Consider the following 15568-nt stretch of genomic DNA (forward strand, 5'->3'; position numbering starts at 1 on the left):
CCTTTGCCACTCTGAACCTTAGAACCTATAATTTAAACTCATAAACATTTCCTCCTGTCTTGTTCGCTTTTTCATCAGCGATAAGCAAAGTGGCATTGTCTTTAAAAGCAACGGCTTCTTTTTGAGAAAAATGATTGAGATCAATTTCAGTATGAGTTCCTTTGTGAAATAAATCTCCTTTAAAATCTTTAAATAAAACAATTTTGTCATGGCTTAGCAAAACCACTTTTTTCCCGTCAGGACTAATTGCTGCACTGGTAAGAACGCAATGATTATAGTTATCGCAGGTCTTAAACTCTCCTATTTTGACTGCTTTTTGAGTTCCTTTTGCATTTTTTACTTTATAGATAAAAGCAGTTCCATCAAAACCTTTACTTCTGTTCTTGGTAAAAAGATAAAAATAGCCGTTGTGCTCAAAAAAACCTTCAACATCATAAAACATTTCTTTTTTCTTTGGAGGAAATTCAGTCTGTTCTGGATAAGAGAATGAAATTTTATATTCGGCGGAAGCCACATCTTTTTCCAATTGAGTTTTATCTAATTTGTAAATACATAAATCTTTACGTTCGTTATCATTATTTCCAAAATCACCAATATAAAGATTCCCTCCTTTATCTTTTGTTATGTCTTCCCAATCTACGTTTACTGCATTTGAAATCGTAATTGTTTTGGCTAATTTCCCGTCAGCATTTAATGCATAAACCTCATTTTTGTTTCCGCTGTCTTCTAAAGTATAAAGTAAATTTGTCTCAGGGAAATAAGTTATTCCAGATACCTCTTTTAACTTTTTTGGAAGTGAATAAAGCGTTTTTAAATCACTATTTGATTGTTGCTGGCATGCTAATAAAACAATAGAAGCTGCTACTAAAAAAGACTTTTTCATAAGACTGTTTTTTTTGAACCATATAAGTGATATAAGAAAATTTAAGTTTTGCTTTGTGAACTTATCTGGTTTATTCTTTTAAACTAAGTTTGTATTTTTAAAATTACGGGTAATAAATTCGAATGCTGCATGCATAATATGCCCCATGGATTTGGCGTTTTTAAATTTCATATCGTTTGTATATCGATACAATTCCATTTTCAATTGATTCAAATGCTCTTCAGTTGAAATGGTATCGTGACACATTATATTCAGCAATTTATGTATTCTCGTTTCGGCTGAATGTATACGTTTTGCCAAAATAGCTCTTTCTTCGTCTTTATATTGAATAATGGAACGATCTTCTAATTTCTCTTTTATAAGCTGCATCATCGGATAATTTTCTTTAAAAAACTGCGGACGATACACTTTAAAATTTCCTTCGTAACACTGCTGATCGAAATCAATAGGACGAATTTTATACACTACTTGATCAAAATCGTGAATAGGCACAATTACATAATTATAAGCTCGCATATCTCCCAAAAGCCTGATCATACAACGTTCATTAAACTTTACAAACTCTTTTGCAATCTGAGATTTTTCCGTTTCAGTACAATTGTGCAGTAAAGTATCCATAAAAACATCACCCGGAATCCCTATAATATGTTCTTCGATCAAGGTATCTTTATAGACCAAAAAGTTTATTTTATCCGGTGAAAGAATATCTTCCAATTCAAGTCCGTAAATCCTAGAAGCATCTGCTTTTTTAATGTAAAAATGAACATAATTGTCATTCAGAATATTTCTAACCTTAATTCGAAACGGTTTTGAATTTCCAAAAGTACAATAGTCAATTGCATCAATATTTAGAAACTGAATGATATCACTATTTCCATCAGAATGTAAAAGCGAATAAATTTTCTTTAGATTCAAATCGATTTCATTTCTTTCGAACTCGCTGTAATAAACCCGAATCCACAAAGTATCCGTTTCATTTTTATCATATACATTGACCGAGCCGGAAAAACGCAATAAGTCATCATAGAACACAGATACTTTCGAAATACGTTCGTATCGTTCTAAATAACTTAATAATGGACGTGTTAAAGGATAAGTAGGTTTCTTTAACACCATTAAAGGTTCGCTCATTTTGAATATCTTTATTACAAATTTACACGAATAAGATGATAAAAATAAATTTGGCGTAACAATATCCAACTTGCTTCGTCTTACTAAAAAACTAAAACCACAATTAACTTGGAAACCATATTAACTATCGAGAATCTCAGTAAAAGATACGGACGCATTCATGCGCTTCAAAATGTATCTTTTAGCATTAAAAAAGGACATGTTTACGGAATTTTAGGTCCAAACGGAAGCGGAAAATCAACGACTTTAGGAATCGTTTTGAATGTTGTAAACAAAACTTCCGGCGATTACAAATGGTTTGACGGCAAAGTGCAAACGCATGAAGCTCTAAAAAAAGTTGGCGCTATTATAGAACGTCCCAACTTTTACCCTTACATGACTGCCGAAGAAAACCTTAAACTGGTTTGCAAAATAAAAAGCATTGATTATTCTAAAATAAATGAAAAACTTACCCTTGTAGGTTTAACCGAAAGAAAAGACAGCAAATTCAGCACTTTTTCTTTAGGAATGAAACAACGTCTTGCAATTGCATCGGCATTATTAAATGATCCAGAAATTCTAATTTTAGACGAACCTACAAATGGCTTAGATCCACAGGGAATTCATCAGATTAGAGATATTATTAAAGAAATTGCATCGCACGGAACAACCATTTTATTGGCTTCGCATTTACTAGACGAAGTCGAGAAAGTATGCTCGCATGTTGTTGTTTTACGCAAAGGCGAAATTTTATATTCAGGCTCAGTTGATGGCATGTCTGCCAATGAAAGTTTCTTTGAACTGCAGGCAAATGACAATTTAGCTTTAAAATCAGTTTTAACAGAGCATCCAGCTGTAGATAAAATCAAGGAATCCGATGGGAAAATTTTGGTACATCTGAAATCCGATTTATCAGCTTCTGAACTGAATTTGTATTTGTTTTCTAAAAATATTGCTTTGAGCCATTTGGTAAAACGTAAAAATAGTTTAGAAGCTCAATTTTTAGAACTTACACAAAAAGCCACTATCAAAAAAAACTAAGCCATGAACAGACTTGTCTCTATAGAATTACAGAAAATCTGGAAAAACAAAGCCAGTAAAATTCTTACTTTAACTTATTTTATCCTTCTTTCATTTATAGCATTAATTGCATCTATAAAATTTGACTTGGGTGTTTTTAAATTTCATTTGGCAGAAATGGGAATCTTTAACTTTCCTTTTATCTGGCATTTTAACACTTATATCGCAGCATGGTTGAAATTTTTTCTAGCTATTGTAATTGTTTCAATGATGGCAAATGAATACAGCTATGGCACATTAAAACAAAACTTAATTGACGGTTTAAGCAAAAAAGAGTTCATTTTATCTAAGTTTCTTACGGTTGTACTTTTTGCATTATGCTCTACCATTTTTGTTTTTATAATGAGTTTATTGCTTGGATTAAGTTTTTCATCGTACACTGAATTTGATGTCATTTTCATGGATTTAGATTATTTGCTTGCCTTTTTTGTAAAACTAGTTGGATTCTTTTCTTTCTGTTTGTTTTTAGGAATCTTGGTGAAACGATCTGCATTTGCTTTGGGATTTTTATTAGTCTGGAGTATTCTTGAAGGTATCGCAAAAGGTTTATTAGTTTTCAAACTATTTCCTGAAAGTACAACAGGATATACCATAATGAAGTTTTTCCCGCTGGAAGCGATGTCAAATTTAATTATAGAACCCTTTTCAAGACTTTCAGTTATCAAAAATATCGGAGCACAAATGGGCGTAAATGATGTTAAAGATTACAGCGTAAGTTATACTTCGATATTGATTGTTTTAATCTGGACTTTCTTGTTTATATACTTTTCTTACAAACTATTAAAAAATCGAGATTTATAGTATATTTGTTATACTATGATTCCAGTAAAACGTTTTTTATTTATTCTATTTTTATGCTGTTTATCTGCAAAGATGAATGCGCAGGTAATCACTATTGACGACACAAAAACACCAACTCAGTTAATTGAAAATATCTTAATTAATAGTTCTTGTGCCAATGCCTCGAATTCGACAGGTCGCGGCGATACTTTTAGACTTGGAAAACAGAGTTTTGCTTATTTTAACAGTAACGGAAGCAGTTTCCCTTTTAGAGAAGGAATCGTTTTAGCCACTTCAACAGCTCAAAGTGCAATCGGCCCCTTTGTTAGTAACCCAAATGATGGTTCTGATGATAGTATTTCATGGGGTCGTGACACCGATTTGGATCAAACACTTGGCATTAATTCAATAAATACAACGGTTCTGGAATTTGATTTTATTGCGAACACAAGTTCCTTGAGCTTTAATTATATTTTTGCTTCTAATGAATATCAGTATGATTTTCCATGCAGATATTCTGATGGATTTGCTTTCTTAATCAAAGAAGCTGGAACTGCTGATCCTTATAAAAATTTAGCCGTAATACCTAATACAAATACGCCGGTTTCTTCTGTAAATATTCATCCAAAAATTGATCCGGGATCAAGTGTTGGAGGCATTAGTTATCCTGGTTGTGCAGCTTCAAATGAAAGTTACTTTAACGGGCGAAATACAAATACAAGTCCAATAAATTTTGCTGGACAAACTGTCGTAATGACTGCTAGCAGTACAGTAACTGCAGGAAAAAAATATCATGTAAAACTTGTAATCGGCGATGCTGACGTTAGATACCAAACTTCAGCAATTTTCCTTGAAGCAGGAAGTTTTGCTTCTAAAATTGTTCTTGGAGAAGATCGAACAATTGCAAATAATAATCCTGCCTGTTTTGGAGAAAGAATTACTTTAGACAGTAAACTATCAGCTGCAGATTATACTTTTAAATGGTATAAAAAAGACAATCCTTCTGTTACACTAAGTACAAATCCAACTTATGAAGTTACAGACGCAGGAAATTATGTAGTTGAAGCCACTGTAATAAGTACAACGTGCATATTATCTGGAGAGATAAAAATAGACTATGCTTCAGAAATCCAGTCAACAGATACCTCTTTACTACAATGTGACGATAATACAGACGGTATTTCTATTTTTGATTTAAGCAAAGTAAACAATATTGTAAAAAATAATGTTGCTTCGATTTTAAATGATGGCTTTTATGAAACACTGACTGATGCTCAGAACAAAACAAATAAAATTGCAGTACCAAACCGATATGTAAATAATGCCCCTAATCAAATTGTTTACGCCCGTCTTGAAAATCAATTTGGATGCTCTAAAATTGCTCAAGTAACTTTAGAGATTGCAAATACATCTATGGCTGATCCAAATCCGATAAGCATTTGTGACCAAGATCAAATTCAAGATGGATTGTATCAATTTGATTTGAATAATGAAGTTACTCCGCAGCTTGGTCTTGCAACTGGATTAACTATTAATTACTATGCAACCGCAAATGATGCTGTAACAGAAACAAATCAGCTGCCAAATATTTTTAGAAACACGACTGCATTCAATCAAACTATTTATGGCAGAGTTGTAAATGGACCAGATTGTTACGATATTATTCCAGTTCCTCTTGTGGTAAACACATTTGACCCGCCAAATTTTGCAAATGAATCTGTTTTTATATGTAAAAATAGTGATGTGACACTAACTGTAGATTCTGGTTTTAGCAGTTATTCTTGGAATACGGCACCTGGAAACACCACAAATTCATTAACTGTTACTGCTCCGGGAGATTACGCTGTAACTGTAACAAATGCAAATGGCTGTAAAAAAACTAAAACCTTCAAAGTAATTTTATCAGAACCTGCAACATTGACAGGAGCGACTGTAAAAGATTTTTCAGGAAACGATAATTCAGTTTTGTTAGAATATACTGGAGTTGGAGACTACGAATTCTCATTAGACGGTGTTACGTTTCAAGATGATCCGTTATTTACCAGAGTAGCTGCCGGCACTTATAATGCTGTTGCCAGAGACAAAAATGGCTGCGGATTATCAAGCAATATTACTATATATGTATTAGATTATCCAAGATTTTTCACACCAAACGGAGACGGATATAATGATTTATGGTTTATCAATGACATCGAACATCTTCCTAATTTTAAAATTTATGTTTTTGATCGCTACGGAAAATTACTAAAAGAAATGAATCAAAACAGCATTGGATGGAATGGAATTTTTAATGGCCAGCAGCTTCCATCTGATGATTACTGGTTTACTTTGACTTTTGTAAACGGCAAAAGCGTGAAAGGCCACTTTACTTTAAAAAGATAAAATATTAAAATCCATTACTTAAATTCCGAATTCAAATTGCTTAAAATTCGGATTTAGACCATAAAGAAAATCCCAAACTCTATAATGGAATTTGGGATTTTTTATATTGAAATTTAAAATTACTAAACTTTAAATCTTTTTCTATCAGTTTCAGTCAAATAGATTTTTCTTAAACGAATAGATTTTGGTGTAACCTCTACGTACTCATCTTTTTGAATGTACTCTAAAGCTTCTTCAAGAGAGAAAATAATTGGAGGAATAATTCTAGCTTTTTCATCATTTCCAGATGAACGAACGTTAGATTGTTTTTTCTCCTTAGTTACGTTTACACACATATCATCACCACGTGAATTTTCTCCAATTACCTGACCTTCATAAATTTCAGCATTTGGTTCAACAAAAAACTTACCACGATCTTGTAATTTATCGATAGAATAAGGAATAGCTTTTCCTTTTTCCATAGAAATCAATGAACCTTTGTTACGTCCAGAAATTTCTCCTTTGTAAGGCTCATATCCAATAAAACGGTGTGACATAATAGCTTCACCAGCCGTAGCTGTAAGCAATTGATTTCTTAAACCAATAATTCCACGAGAAGGAATATTGAATTTAATGATCATACGCTCGCCTTTAGTCTCCATACTTAACATTTCACCTTTACGAACTGTTACGAATTCAACTGCTCTACCTGAAAGATTTTCTGGTAAATCGATTGTTAATTCCTCAATTGGCTCACATTTTTTACCATCAATTTCTTTGATAATAACTTGCGGCTGACCAATTTGTAACTCATAACCTTCTCTTCTCATTGTTTCAATAAGAACAGATAAGTGAAGTACTCCACGACCAAAAACCATGAATTTATCTGCAGAATCAGTTTCACCTAACTTCATCGCTAAGTTTTTCTCTAATTCTTTTGTCAATCTTTCTCTAATATGACGAGAAGTTACAAATTTACCTTCTTTACCAAAGAAAGGTGAATCATTAATTGTAAACAACATACTCATTGTAGGCTCATCAATAGCAATAGAAGCTAAACCTTCAGGGTTTTCGTTATCAGCAATAGTATCACCAATTTCAAAACCTTCAATACCAACTACAGCACAAATATCACCTGCAATTACTTCTGCAACTTTTTTACGTCCAAGACCTTCAAAAGTATGTAATTCTTTGATTCTTGATTTTGTAACAGTACCATCTCTCTTTACTAAAGATATTGCCATACCTTCTTTCAAAATACCTCTTTCTAAACGACCAATAGCGATACGCCCAGTAAAAGCAGAGAAATCTAAAGATGTAATTAACATTTGAGGAGTACCTTCAGAAACTTTAGGAGCTGGTACATTAGCAATAACCATGTCTAATAAAGGCTCAATGTTTTCTGTTTGGTTTTTCCAATCGTCAGACATCCAGTTGTTTTTAGCAGAACCGTAAACAGTTGGGAAATCTAACTGCTCTTCTGTAGCACCTAATTCAAACATTAAGTCAAAAACTTTTTCATGAACTTCTTCAGGAGTACAGTTTTCTTTATCAACTTTATTGATAACTACACAAGGCTTCAAACCTAAATCGATAGCTTTTTGTAATACAAAACGAGTTTGCGGCATTGGCCCCTCAAAGGCATCCACTAATAAACATACACCATCGGCCATGTTCAATACACGTTCTACTTCACCTCCAAAATCCGCGTGGCCAGGAGTATCGATAATATTGATTTTTGTTCCTTTATATTGAACAGAAACGTTTTTAGAAGTAATAGTAATACCTCTCTCACGCTCTAAATCGTTATTATCAAGAATTAAATCACCTGTATTTTCGTTGTCACGAAATAATTGACAGTGATACATAATTTTATCAACCAAAGTGGTCTTACCGTGATCGACGTGGGCAATAATTGCAATATTTCTAATAGATTCCATTTGTGTTTTTTAATGGGTGCAAAAGTACACTTTATTTTCTAAAAAAAAACGTTTCTGTGATAGTTTGCGTATATACAAGTAATTAGTTCATTAAATCAATGTTAAATTAGGCATCAAAATGAACTTTACTTATTGTTTAGTTATGGTTAATTTAACTATATTTGAGTAATGAAAAGTAAAACTCTCCTAATTACTCTTGTTTACGTTATCATATCACTAATTATGGCAACAGTGTGCCATAACCTACTCATTAAATACTTTTTTCAGTCAAAATATTCTTATTTATTTTATTTAAAGGACATTTTTCTTATCCTTACTACAGGACTTATTTTCAAATACATACTCACCAAAAATGAAAATAGAAATATTTCTATTTTTAAAAAATTAAAAAAAACAAATCAAGAAATTAAAGAATCTAACGAAAAATATGATATCGTTGCAAAAGCAACAAGCGATACCATTTGGGATTGGAAAATACAAGAAGACAGTATAAATTGGAACAAAGGAATTGAAGGCGTTTTTGGATATAACCCTGAAGAAGTTGGAAAAACTTCAAAATGGTGGTTTGACAAAATTCATCCTGAAGACAGCATTAGAATGTCTATTAAATTATACTCTTTTATTGAACAAAAAACAGAAAAATGGCAGGATCAATACCGTTTTAGATGCGCTGACGGAAGCTACAAATATGTTTTAGACAGAGGTTTTTTACTAAAAGATGAAAACGGAAGAGCCATCAGAATGATTGGTGCCATACAAGATATCACTAAACAAAAAGAAGAAGAACAGCGATTAAAACTTTTAGAAACTGTAATCACACAATCAAAAGATTCAATTTTAATTACCGAAGCCAATTCTGTCGATCGAAAAATACCAAAAATAGTTTACGTTAATCCAGCTTTTTCCCAAATGTCTGGTTACCAATCAAATGAAATAATCGGAAAATCGCCAAATATTTTCAAAGGACCAAAATCAGACTCAGATGAACTAAAAAAACTCTTAAGAGCCATAAAAAATGAAGAAGAATGTTTGATAGAGACAATCAGTTATACTAAGAAAAAAGAAGAATACTGGGTACGCTTCTCTATGATTCCAATTTTTAACAATGAAGGCTTAATATCACACTGGATTTCTATTCAAAGAGATATTACCGACGAGAAGACATTGGAAACTGAAAAAGAACATTTAATTCGCGAATTAACACAGAATAATAAAGACTTAAAACAATTCTCGTACATTACATCACATAATTTAAGAGCTCCATTATCTAACTTAATCGGACTTTTAAATCTTATCGAAGATATTCCTATTGAAAACATTGAACTTCAAGAGATTTTAGGAGGCTTCACAAAATCAACTCATTTATTAAACGAGACTATTAATGATTTAGTAAAAGTCATAATCATAAAAGACAATCCTTCTATGCAAAAAGAAGAAGTTTCGTTAAAAGAAGTTTTTGAAAACGTATTCAGTCAACTTTCTTTTCAAATTGAATTACACAAGCCAATTATTAAATTGAAATTCGAAAAAGTACCTTTACTAAATACAAACAAAGCTTACATCGAAAGTATTTTACTTAACCTGCTTACGAACTCAATAAAATACAAGTCTGAAAACCGTAAACTAAAAATATCAATAACTGCAGAACAAATTGATCAACAAGTTACATTAACCTTTAAAGACAATGGAATTGGAATAGATCTAGACCGAAATCGCGATAAGGTTTTTGGCCTTTACCAGAGATTTCACAACTATCCAGACAGTAAAGGATTAGGTTTATATCTTGTAAAATCTCAAGTAGAAACCATGGGAGGAACGATTAGTATTGAAAGCGAAGTTAACAAAGGCACAACATTTACGATAACATTTAAAAACTAAAACATCATGCTTGAGCAAATTTTATGCATTGACGACGACCCAATTACATTAATGTTATGCAAAAAAGTAATTTCAAAATCATCATTTTCACATGAAATTATCACTGCTCAAAATGGTGAAGAAGCACTACTCCATTTCAATACCTTAAAATACACCAACAATAAAAATAAGGTAAATAAAAAACCAGAACTGATTTTTTTAGATTTAAACATGCCCGTTATGAGCGGATGGGAATTTCTAGATCATTTTATTTCGGCTGACTATAAAGAATTCAACAGCGCAAAAGTCATAGTACTATCTTCTACAATTGATCCTGACGATTTAGCCAAAGCTAAAAAATACCCTATAATAATCGATTTCCTTTCAAAACCAATTACCCTAGCTATGTTAGAATATCTCAAAAAGAAAATAGACATCGCTTAAATCCTTACCACTACTAACTCCTAAGACCCAACAAAAAACATATTTAAAAAGTATGAAATTCAAAAATTCAACATTCAAGTAAAACTGAATTTAAGATTTTCATTTTTAAACAACAAAAAAGTCCTCTAAAAGAGGACTTTTTTAATATTTAGGAAATTGTAATTAATTACAATTTAGCAACATGTTTCGTTAATTTAGACTTCAAGTTAGAAGCTTTATTATCATGAATGATGTTCTTTTTAGCTAATTTATCAATCATAGAAATTACAGTTGATAATTTTGCAGTAGCATCAGATTTATCAGTAGCTAATCTTAATGCTTTAATAGCGTTACGAGTAGTTTTGTGTTGATATCTGTTAAGAACTCTTCTTTTTTCGTTACTTCTGATTCTTTTTAATGCTGACTTATGATTTGCCATTTTTTTTAATTTTAGATGTAATAATTATTATAAATACTAGTTAAAAAAGAAAAACCTCCCACAATTGCAAAACAATCACTTTGGTTTTAACTAATAAAACAAAAACCGAGACACCAATTTTCATTTTACAAAACTTATTTACAACTAATTTTGTAGTCTGTAAGGGAATCGAACCCCTGTTACCAGGACGAAAGCCTGGAGTCCTAACCCCTAGACGAACAGACCAGCTCTCTTCTAAGTTTTCTTCAATTTAAAACAAATTGAAATTGTAGTCCGTGGGGGAATCGAACCCCCCTTACCAGGATGAAAACCTGGCGTCCTAACCGATAGACGAACGGACCAATACATCAAGTTAAATAACTTATTCGCAGAAAAAAAAGTAGTCCGTGGGGGAATCGAACCCCCCTTACCAGGATGAAAACCTGGCGTCCTAACCGATAGACGAACGGACCATGTATTTCTCTAATGCGGATGCAAAGATACATCTATTTTTTAGTTGCACAATAGCTGATGCAAAAATTTTTATTTTTTTTTAATACGCCTTAGCAAAAAGCACTCTTTTCGAAGATGGATTACCAGTAAACACACAGACTCCCGCCTCTTCAACAGCGTCTAAAGGAATACAACGAATCGTCGCTTTTGTCAAATCTTTTATCTTCTCTTCGGTCGCTGCAGTACCATCCCAATGAGCAGAAACAAATCCTCCTTTTCCTTCTAAAACTTCTTTAAATTCCTCAAAACTATTTACTTCCGTAATATGAGTATTTCGATACTCTAATGCCTTATTAAATAAATCCGTTTGAATCTGCTCAAGCAAGTCGTTTACGTACTCAACAATTTTCTCACCAGCAACAACTTCTTTTGTCAAGTTATCACGTCTTGCAACTTCAAAAGTTCCGTTTTCTAAATCTTTCGGACCAACTGCAATTCTTACCGGAACACCTTTCAACTCCCACTCTGCAAATTTAAACCCAGGTTTTTGAGTTGTTCTATCATCATATTTCACAGAAATCTTAAGCTTTCTTAACTTAGCCGTTAACTCATTAACTGCCGCTGTAATTTCAGCCAACTGCTCATCTGTTTTGTGAATTGGAACAATCACCACTTGTATTGGTGCTAAATTAGGAGGAAGCACTAATCCTTGATCATCTGAATGCGTCATAACCAAAGCTCCCATCAAACGAGTAGAAACCCCCCAAGAAGTTCCCCATACGTGTTCTTGCTTTCCTTCGGCATTTGCAAACTTTACATCAAAAGCTTTCGCAAAATTCTGTCCCAAAAAGTGAGACGTTCCAGCTTGTAAAGCTTTTCCATCCTGCATCAATGCTTCAATGCAATACGTTTCATCCGCACCTGCAAAACGCTCTGTTTCGGTTTTAAAACCTTTTACAACCGGAATTGCCATGAAGTTTTCTGCAAAATCAGCATAAACATTCATCATTTTTTCAGATTCTTCTAGAGCTTCTTCTTTTGTCGCATGAGCCGTATGCCCTTCTTGCCACAAAAACTCTGCAGTTCTCAAAAACAAACGCGTACGCATTTCCCAGCGAACTACATTTGCCCACTGATTAATTAACAACGGTAAATCTCTATAAGATTGCACCCATCCTTTATATGTAGACCAAATAATTGCTTCACTTGTAGGACGAACAATAAGTTCTTCTTCTAATTTAGCATTTGGATCAACCATTAATTTCCCTGGTTTATCAGGATCATTCTTTAATCTATAATGCGTAACAATAGCACATTCTTTTGCAAATCCTTCTGCATTTTTTTCCTCAGCCTCAAACATGCTTTTAGGAACAAACAGAGGAAAGTAAGCATTTTGATGCCCTGTTTCCTTAAACATTCGATCTAACTCAGCCTGCATTTTTTCCCAAATCGCATAACCGTATGGTTTGATTACCATACAGCCTCTAACTCCTGAATTTTCAGCTAGATCCGCTTTCACAACCAGCTCGTTATACCATTTCGAATAATCTTCTGATCTTGTAGTGAGGTTCTTACTCATATTATATAGTTTGGCACAAATTTTGTTTTAATTATTTTAACTAAATAGTTTGACAAAACTAACTATTTTTGTAATGTGCAACAATAAAAAACACCACAGATATGAAAACTTATATTACTCTACGTCAAAACTCAAGTCATTTTTACTTAATTGGACTATTGAGTTTTCTGCTTGCGTCATGTGGTTCTTACCAAAACACATCTTATAATGATAATGACGGAGTCTATGGTAATTCCAGTACTAGATACGTTCAAACAAACACATCTAACGCAAACAACCAATACAAAGATTATTTCAGATCTCTTCAAGACGACAACCAGCCTACGGAAATTTTTACAGATGTAGACAGCTACGGAAACTACTCTCAAAACGACAGTACACAAGTTGCCGCAAATGTTTATCCAGCATGGGGAAGCAGTCCATCTGAAGTTTCTGTAAATGTATATTCTGACCCAACATGGTCACTTGGATTTGGTTTTGGTTTTGGATACCCATACTATGGCGGATACTGGGGATACCCAGGTTACGCTTGGGGCTACCCAGGATACTGGGGACCTGGATGGGGCTATCCTGGATGGGGTTACCCTGGATATTGGGGACCACGTTATTACGGAAACTATTCTTACAATTACGGAAGAAGAGGTTCTGCAGCATACTACGGAAGCGGCAGAAACTATAGCTCAAACAGAGATTTTTCATCCGGAAGAAACTATTCTTCAAACAGAAATTATACTGACAGAAGTTTCAACAACCGAAGTTATAACAACAGAAGCTATACAACAGATAGAAACTACACGAACAGAACAAACAGCTATTCTGACTACAGAAGAAGCTCTAGTACAAACGGCAGAAACTACACTACAAGCCCAACGTTTACAAACAGAAGAAGTACAACACAAGGACAAAGTAACAGCTATGATTATTCAAACAGAAGATCAAGCTCTACAACTAATAGAAGCTACAACAACACCAATAGCAGCCCATCTAGAACCTACTCTCCTAGCCCATCGCGCTCAATGAACAGCAGCGGCGGAAGCATGAGATCATCTGGCGGCGGAGGCGGTGGCGGAAGATCTTATGGCGGAGGCGGAGGAGGAAGAAGATAACCTCCTTCTCCCTTTACCAATCTAAAATCACACAAAAACGTACCAAAATGAAAAAAATATTTTTCCTATTAATTACAGGACTAACTGTCAGTATCTTACATTCTCAGGAAGTTTCTGACGCTTTACGCTTTTCACAAGACAACTTAACTGGAACAGCGCGATTTAGAGCAATGAGCGGAGCATTTGGAGCTTTAGGAGGCGACCTATCTTCTATTAGCGTTAACCCTGCGGGATCTGCTATTTTCATAAACAACCAGATGGGAGTAACTTTTAGTAATCAAAATATTAAAAACAACTCTAATTACTTTGGAACTCAAACTTCAGACAAAGACAATTCATTTATCCTAAATCAAGTGGGCGCGATTTTTGTTTTTAATGACAGAAATCCAAACAACAATTGGAAAAAAATTGCCATTGGAGCAACCTATGAAAACACCAACAATTTCAACAACAATGTTTTCTCAGCTGGAACAAATCCAACTAATTCAATAGACAACTATTTTCTAACTTATGCAAACGGAATTCCATTAGGAGACATCACTGGAATACCTTATAAAAATCAGTTTTACGATGAGCAGCAAGCCTATTTTGGGTATTATGGTTTTGTCATAAACCCTGTAAATCCATTAGACAAAAACAATACTCAATACACTTCTAATGTTCCTGCAGGCGGAAACTACTATCACGAAAACGAAATTTACGCTAGAGGATACAACAGTAAATTAAGTTTCAACATTTCAACTTCTTACAAGGATCGTATTTATTTTGGAGCAAATTTAAACGCACATATTACTGATTATAGAAGATCGAGCAGCTTTTATGAAGACAATTCAAACCCATTAGAACCGACTGAAACCATTTCTAATCTACGTTTCAACAACGAACTTTACACATACGGAAACGGATTCTCTTTTCAACTTGGTGCAATTGCTAAAGTAACTGATTCTTTCAGACTTGGATTAGCCTACGAATCAAATACTTGGTACGAACTTTATGATGAAGTTTCACAAAGCCTTCACACTACCACACAAGCCGCAAATGGACCTGAGAAGTACGCAGATATAAATCCTAAAATCATCAATGTTTACGAATCATACACTTTACAAACTCCTGGAAAAACAACTTTTAGTGCAGCGTATATATTCGGAAAATCAGGTTTAATCAGTGTTGATTATGCTATTAAAGATTATGGAAACACAAAATACAAACCTACTAACGATCCAGGCTTTAGAGGTGTAAATAATGAAATCAGTAATCAGCTGACTAATAATGGAGAATTAAGAGTTGGAGCTGAATACAAAATAAATCAATTGAGCTTAAGAGGCGGATACAGATATGAAGGAAGCCCGTATAAAAACAAAACTACTATTGGAGATTTAAACAGTTATTCTGGTGGATTAGGTTATAATTTTGGAGGTACAAAACTAGACTTAGCTTATTCTTATGCTGAAAGAAAATCAAACCAAGGTTTCTTTTCGAAAGGTTTTACAGATGGCGCCAACATCACATCAAAACTTAACAATGTCACATTGACTTTATTATTTGAATTGTAATTTAAAAATAAACCGAATAATAAAA

Annotated in this window: 12 protein-coding genes and 3 tRNA genes; 7 read left to right on the plus strand and 8 right to left on the minus strand. The window is 33.5% G+C overall.

Annotation, left to right across the window (positions count from 1 at the left end; translation table 11 throughout):
* Positions 1 to 25: 25 nt before the first annotated feature.
* The gene (locus B0A81_RS00630) at positions 26 to 883 is read right to left on the minus strand and encodes an SdiA-regulated domain-containing protein (protein ID WP_089056211.1); all 858 of its coding nucleotides are present in this window, start codon (positions 881 to 883) and stop codon (positions 26 to 28) included.
* Positions 884 to 961: 78 nt separating this feature from the next.
* A complete protein-coding gene (locus B0A81_RS00635; RefSeq protein WP_089056212.1) occupies positions 962 to 2014 on the minus strand; it encodes a hypothetical protein in 1053 nt (350 codons plus the stop codon).
* A 108-nt stretch (positions 2015 to 2122) separates the two neighbouring features.
* Here B0A81_RS00635 and B0A81_RS00640 point away from each other — a divergent pair, with 108 nt between their 5' ends.
* The 3 genes from B0A81_RS00640 to B0A81_RS00650 are packed head-to-tail and all read left to right on the plus strand — an operon-like array spanning position 2123 to position 6235.
* A complete protein-coding gene (locus B0A81_RS00640; protein ID WP_089056213.1) occupies positions 2123 to 3034 on the plus strand; it encodes an ABC transporter ATP-binding protein in 912 nt (303 codons plus the stop codon).
* A 3-nt stretch (positions 3035 to 3037) separates the two neighbouring features.
* Positions 3038 to 3874, plus strand: a complete 837-nt coding sequence (locus tag B0A81_RS00645) for an ABC transporter permease (protein ID WP_089056214.1) — start codon at positions 3038 to 3040, stop codon at positions 3872 to 3874.
* Between the two features lie 15 nt (positions 3875 to 3889).
* Positions 3890 to 6235, plus strand: a complete 2346-nt coding sequence (locus B0A81_RS00650; RefSeq protein ID WP_089056215.1) for a T9SS type B sorting domain-containing protein — start codon at positions 3890 to 3892, stop codon at positions 6233 to 6235.
* A 122-nt stretch (positions 6236 to 6357) separates the two neighbouring features.
* Here B0A81_RS00650 and typA read toward each other — a convergent pair whose 3' ends face one another.
* Positions 6358 to 8154, minus strand: coding sequence for a translational GTPase TypA (typA, locus tag B0A81_RS00655; protein ID WP_089056216.1), 1797 nt, complete (start codon positions 8152 to 8154; stop codon positions 6358 to 6360).
* 168 nt (positions 8155 to 8322) lie between these two features.
* Here typA and B0A81_RS00660 point away from each other — a divergent pair, with 168 nt between their 5' ends.
* A complete protein-coding gene (locus tag B0A81_RS00660) occupies positions 8323 to 10032 on the plus strand; it encodes a PAS domain-containing sensor histidine kinase (RefSeq protein WP_089056217.1) in 1710 nt (569 codons plus the stop codon).
* A gap of 6 nt (positions 10033 to 10038) precedes the next feature.
* On the plus strand, positions 10039 to 10455 hold the full coding sequence (locus B0A81_RS00665) for a response regulator (protein ID WP_089056218.1): 417 nt from the start codon (positions 10039 to 10041) through the stop codon (positions 10453 to 10455).
* Positions 10456 to 10621: 166 nt separating this feature from the next.
* Here B0A81_RS00665 and rpsT read toward each other — a convergent pair whose 3' ends face one another.
* The 5 genes from rpsT to proS form a co-directional block, all read right to left on the minus strand.
* A complete protein-coding gene (gene rpsT, locus B0A81_RS00670) occupies positions 10622 to 10873 on the minus strand; it encodes a 30S ribosomal protein S20 (RefSeq protein WP_089052957.1) in 252 nt (83 codons plus the stop codon).
* A gap of 153 nt (positions 10874 to 11026) precedes the next feature.
* A tRNA-Glu gene (locus B0A81_RS00675) sits at positions 11027 to 11098 on the minus strand.
* A 44-nt stretch (positions 11099 to 11142) separates the two neighbouring features.
* Positions 11143 to 11214, minus strand: a tRNA-Glu gene (locus B0A81_RS00680).
* Between the two features lie 39 nt (positions 11215 to 11253).
* Positions 11254 to 11325: transfer RNA gene (locus tag B0A81_RS00685), tRNA-Glu, on the minus strand.
* Positions 11326 to 11405: 80 nt separating this feature from the next.
* Positions 11406 to 12884 (minus strand): proline--tRNA ligase, encoded by a 1479-nt coding sequence (proS, locus tag B0A81_RS00690; protein WP_089056219.1) that lies wholly within the window; start codon positions 12882 to 12884, stop codon positions 11406 to 11408.
* Positions 12885 to 12985: 101 nt separating this feature from the next.
* Here proS and B0A81_RS00695 point away from each other — a divergent pair, with 101 nt between their 5' ends.
* Both B0A81_RS00695 and B0A81_RS00700 read left to right on the plus strand, forming a co-directional pair.
* The gene (locus B0A81_RS00695) at positions 12986 to 13990 is read left to right on the plus strand and encodes a hypothetical protein (protein WP_089056220.1); all 1005 of its coding nucleotides are present in this window, start codon (positions 12986 to 12988) and stop codon (positions 13988 to 13990) included.
* 47 nt (positions 13991 to 14037) lie between these two features.
* Positions 14038 to 15543: an OmpP1/FadL family transporter gene (locus tag B0A81_RS00700; RefSeq protein ID WP_089056221.1), complete on the plus strand. Its 1506-nt coding sequence runs from the start codon at positions 14038 to 14040 to the stop codon at positions 15541 to 15543.
* Positions 15544 to 15568 lie beyond the last annotated feature (25 nt).

It is taken from the genome of Flavobacterium plurextorum (genome assembly GCF_002217395.1).
GTDB lineage: Bacteria > Bacteroidota > Bacteroidia > Flavobacteriales > Flavobacteriaceae > Flavobacterium > Flavobacterium plurextorum.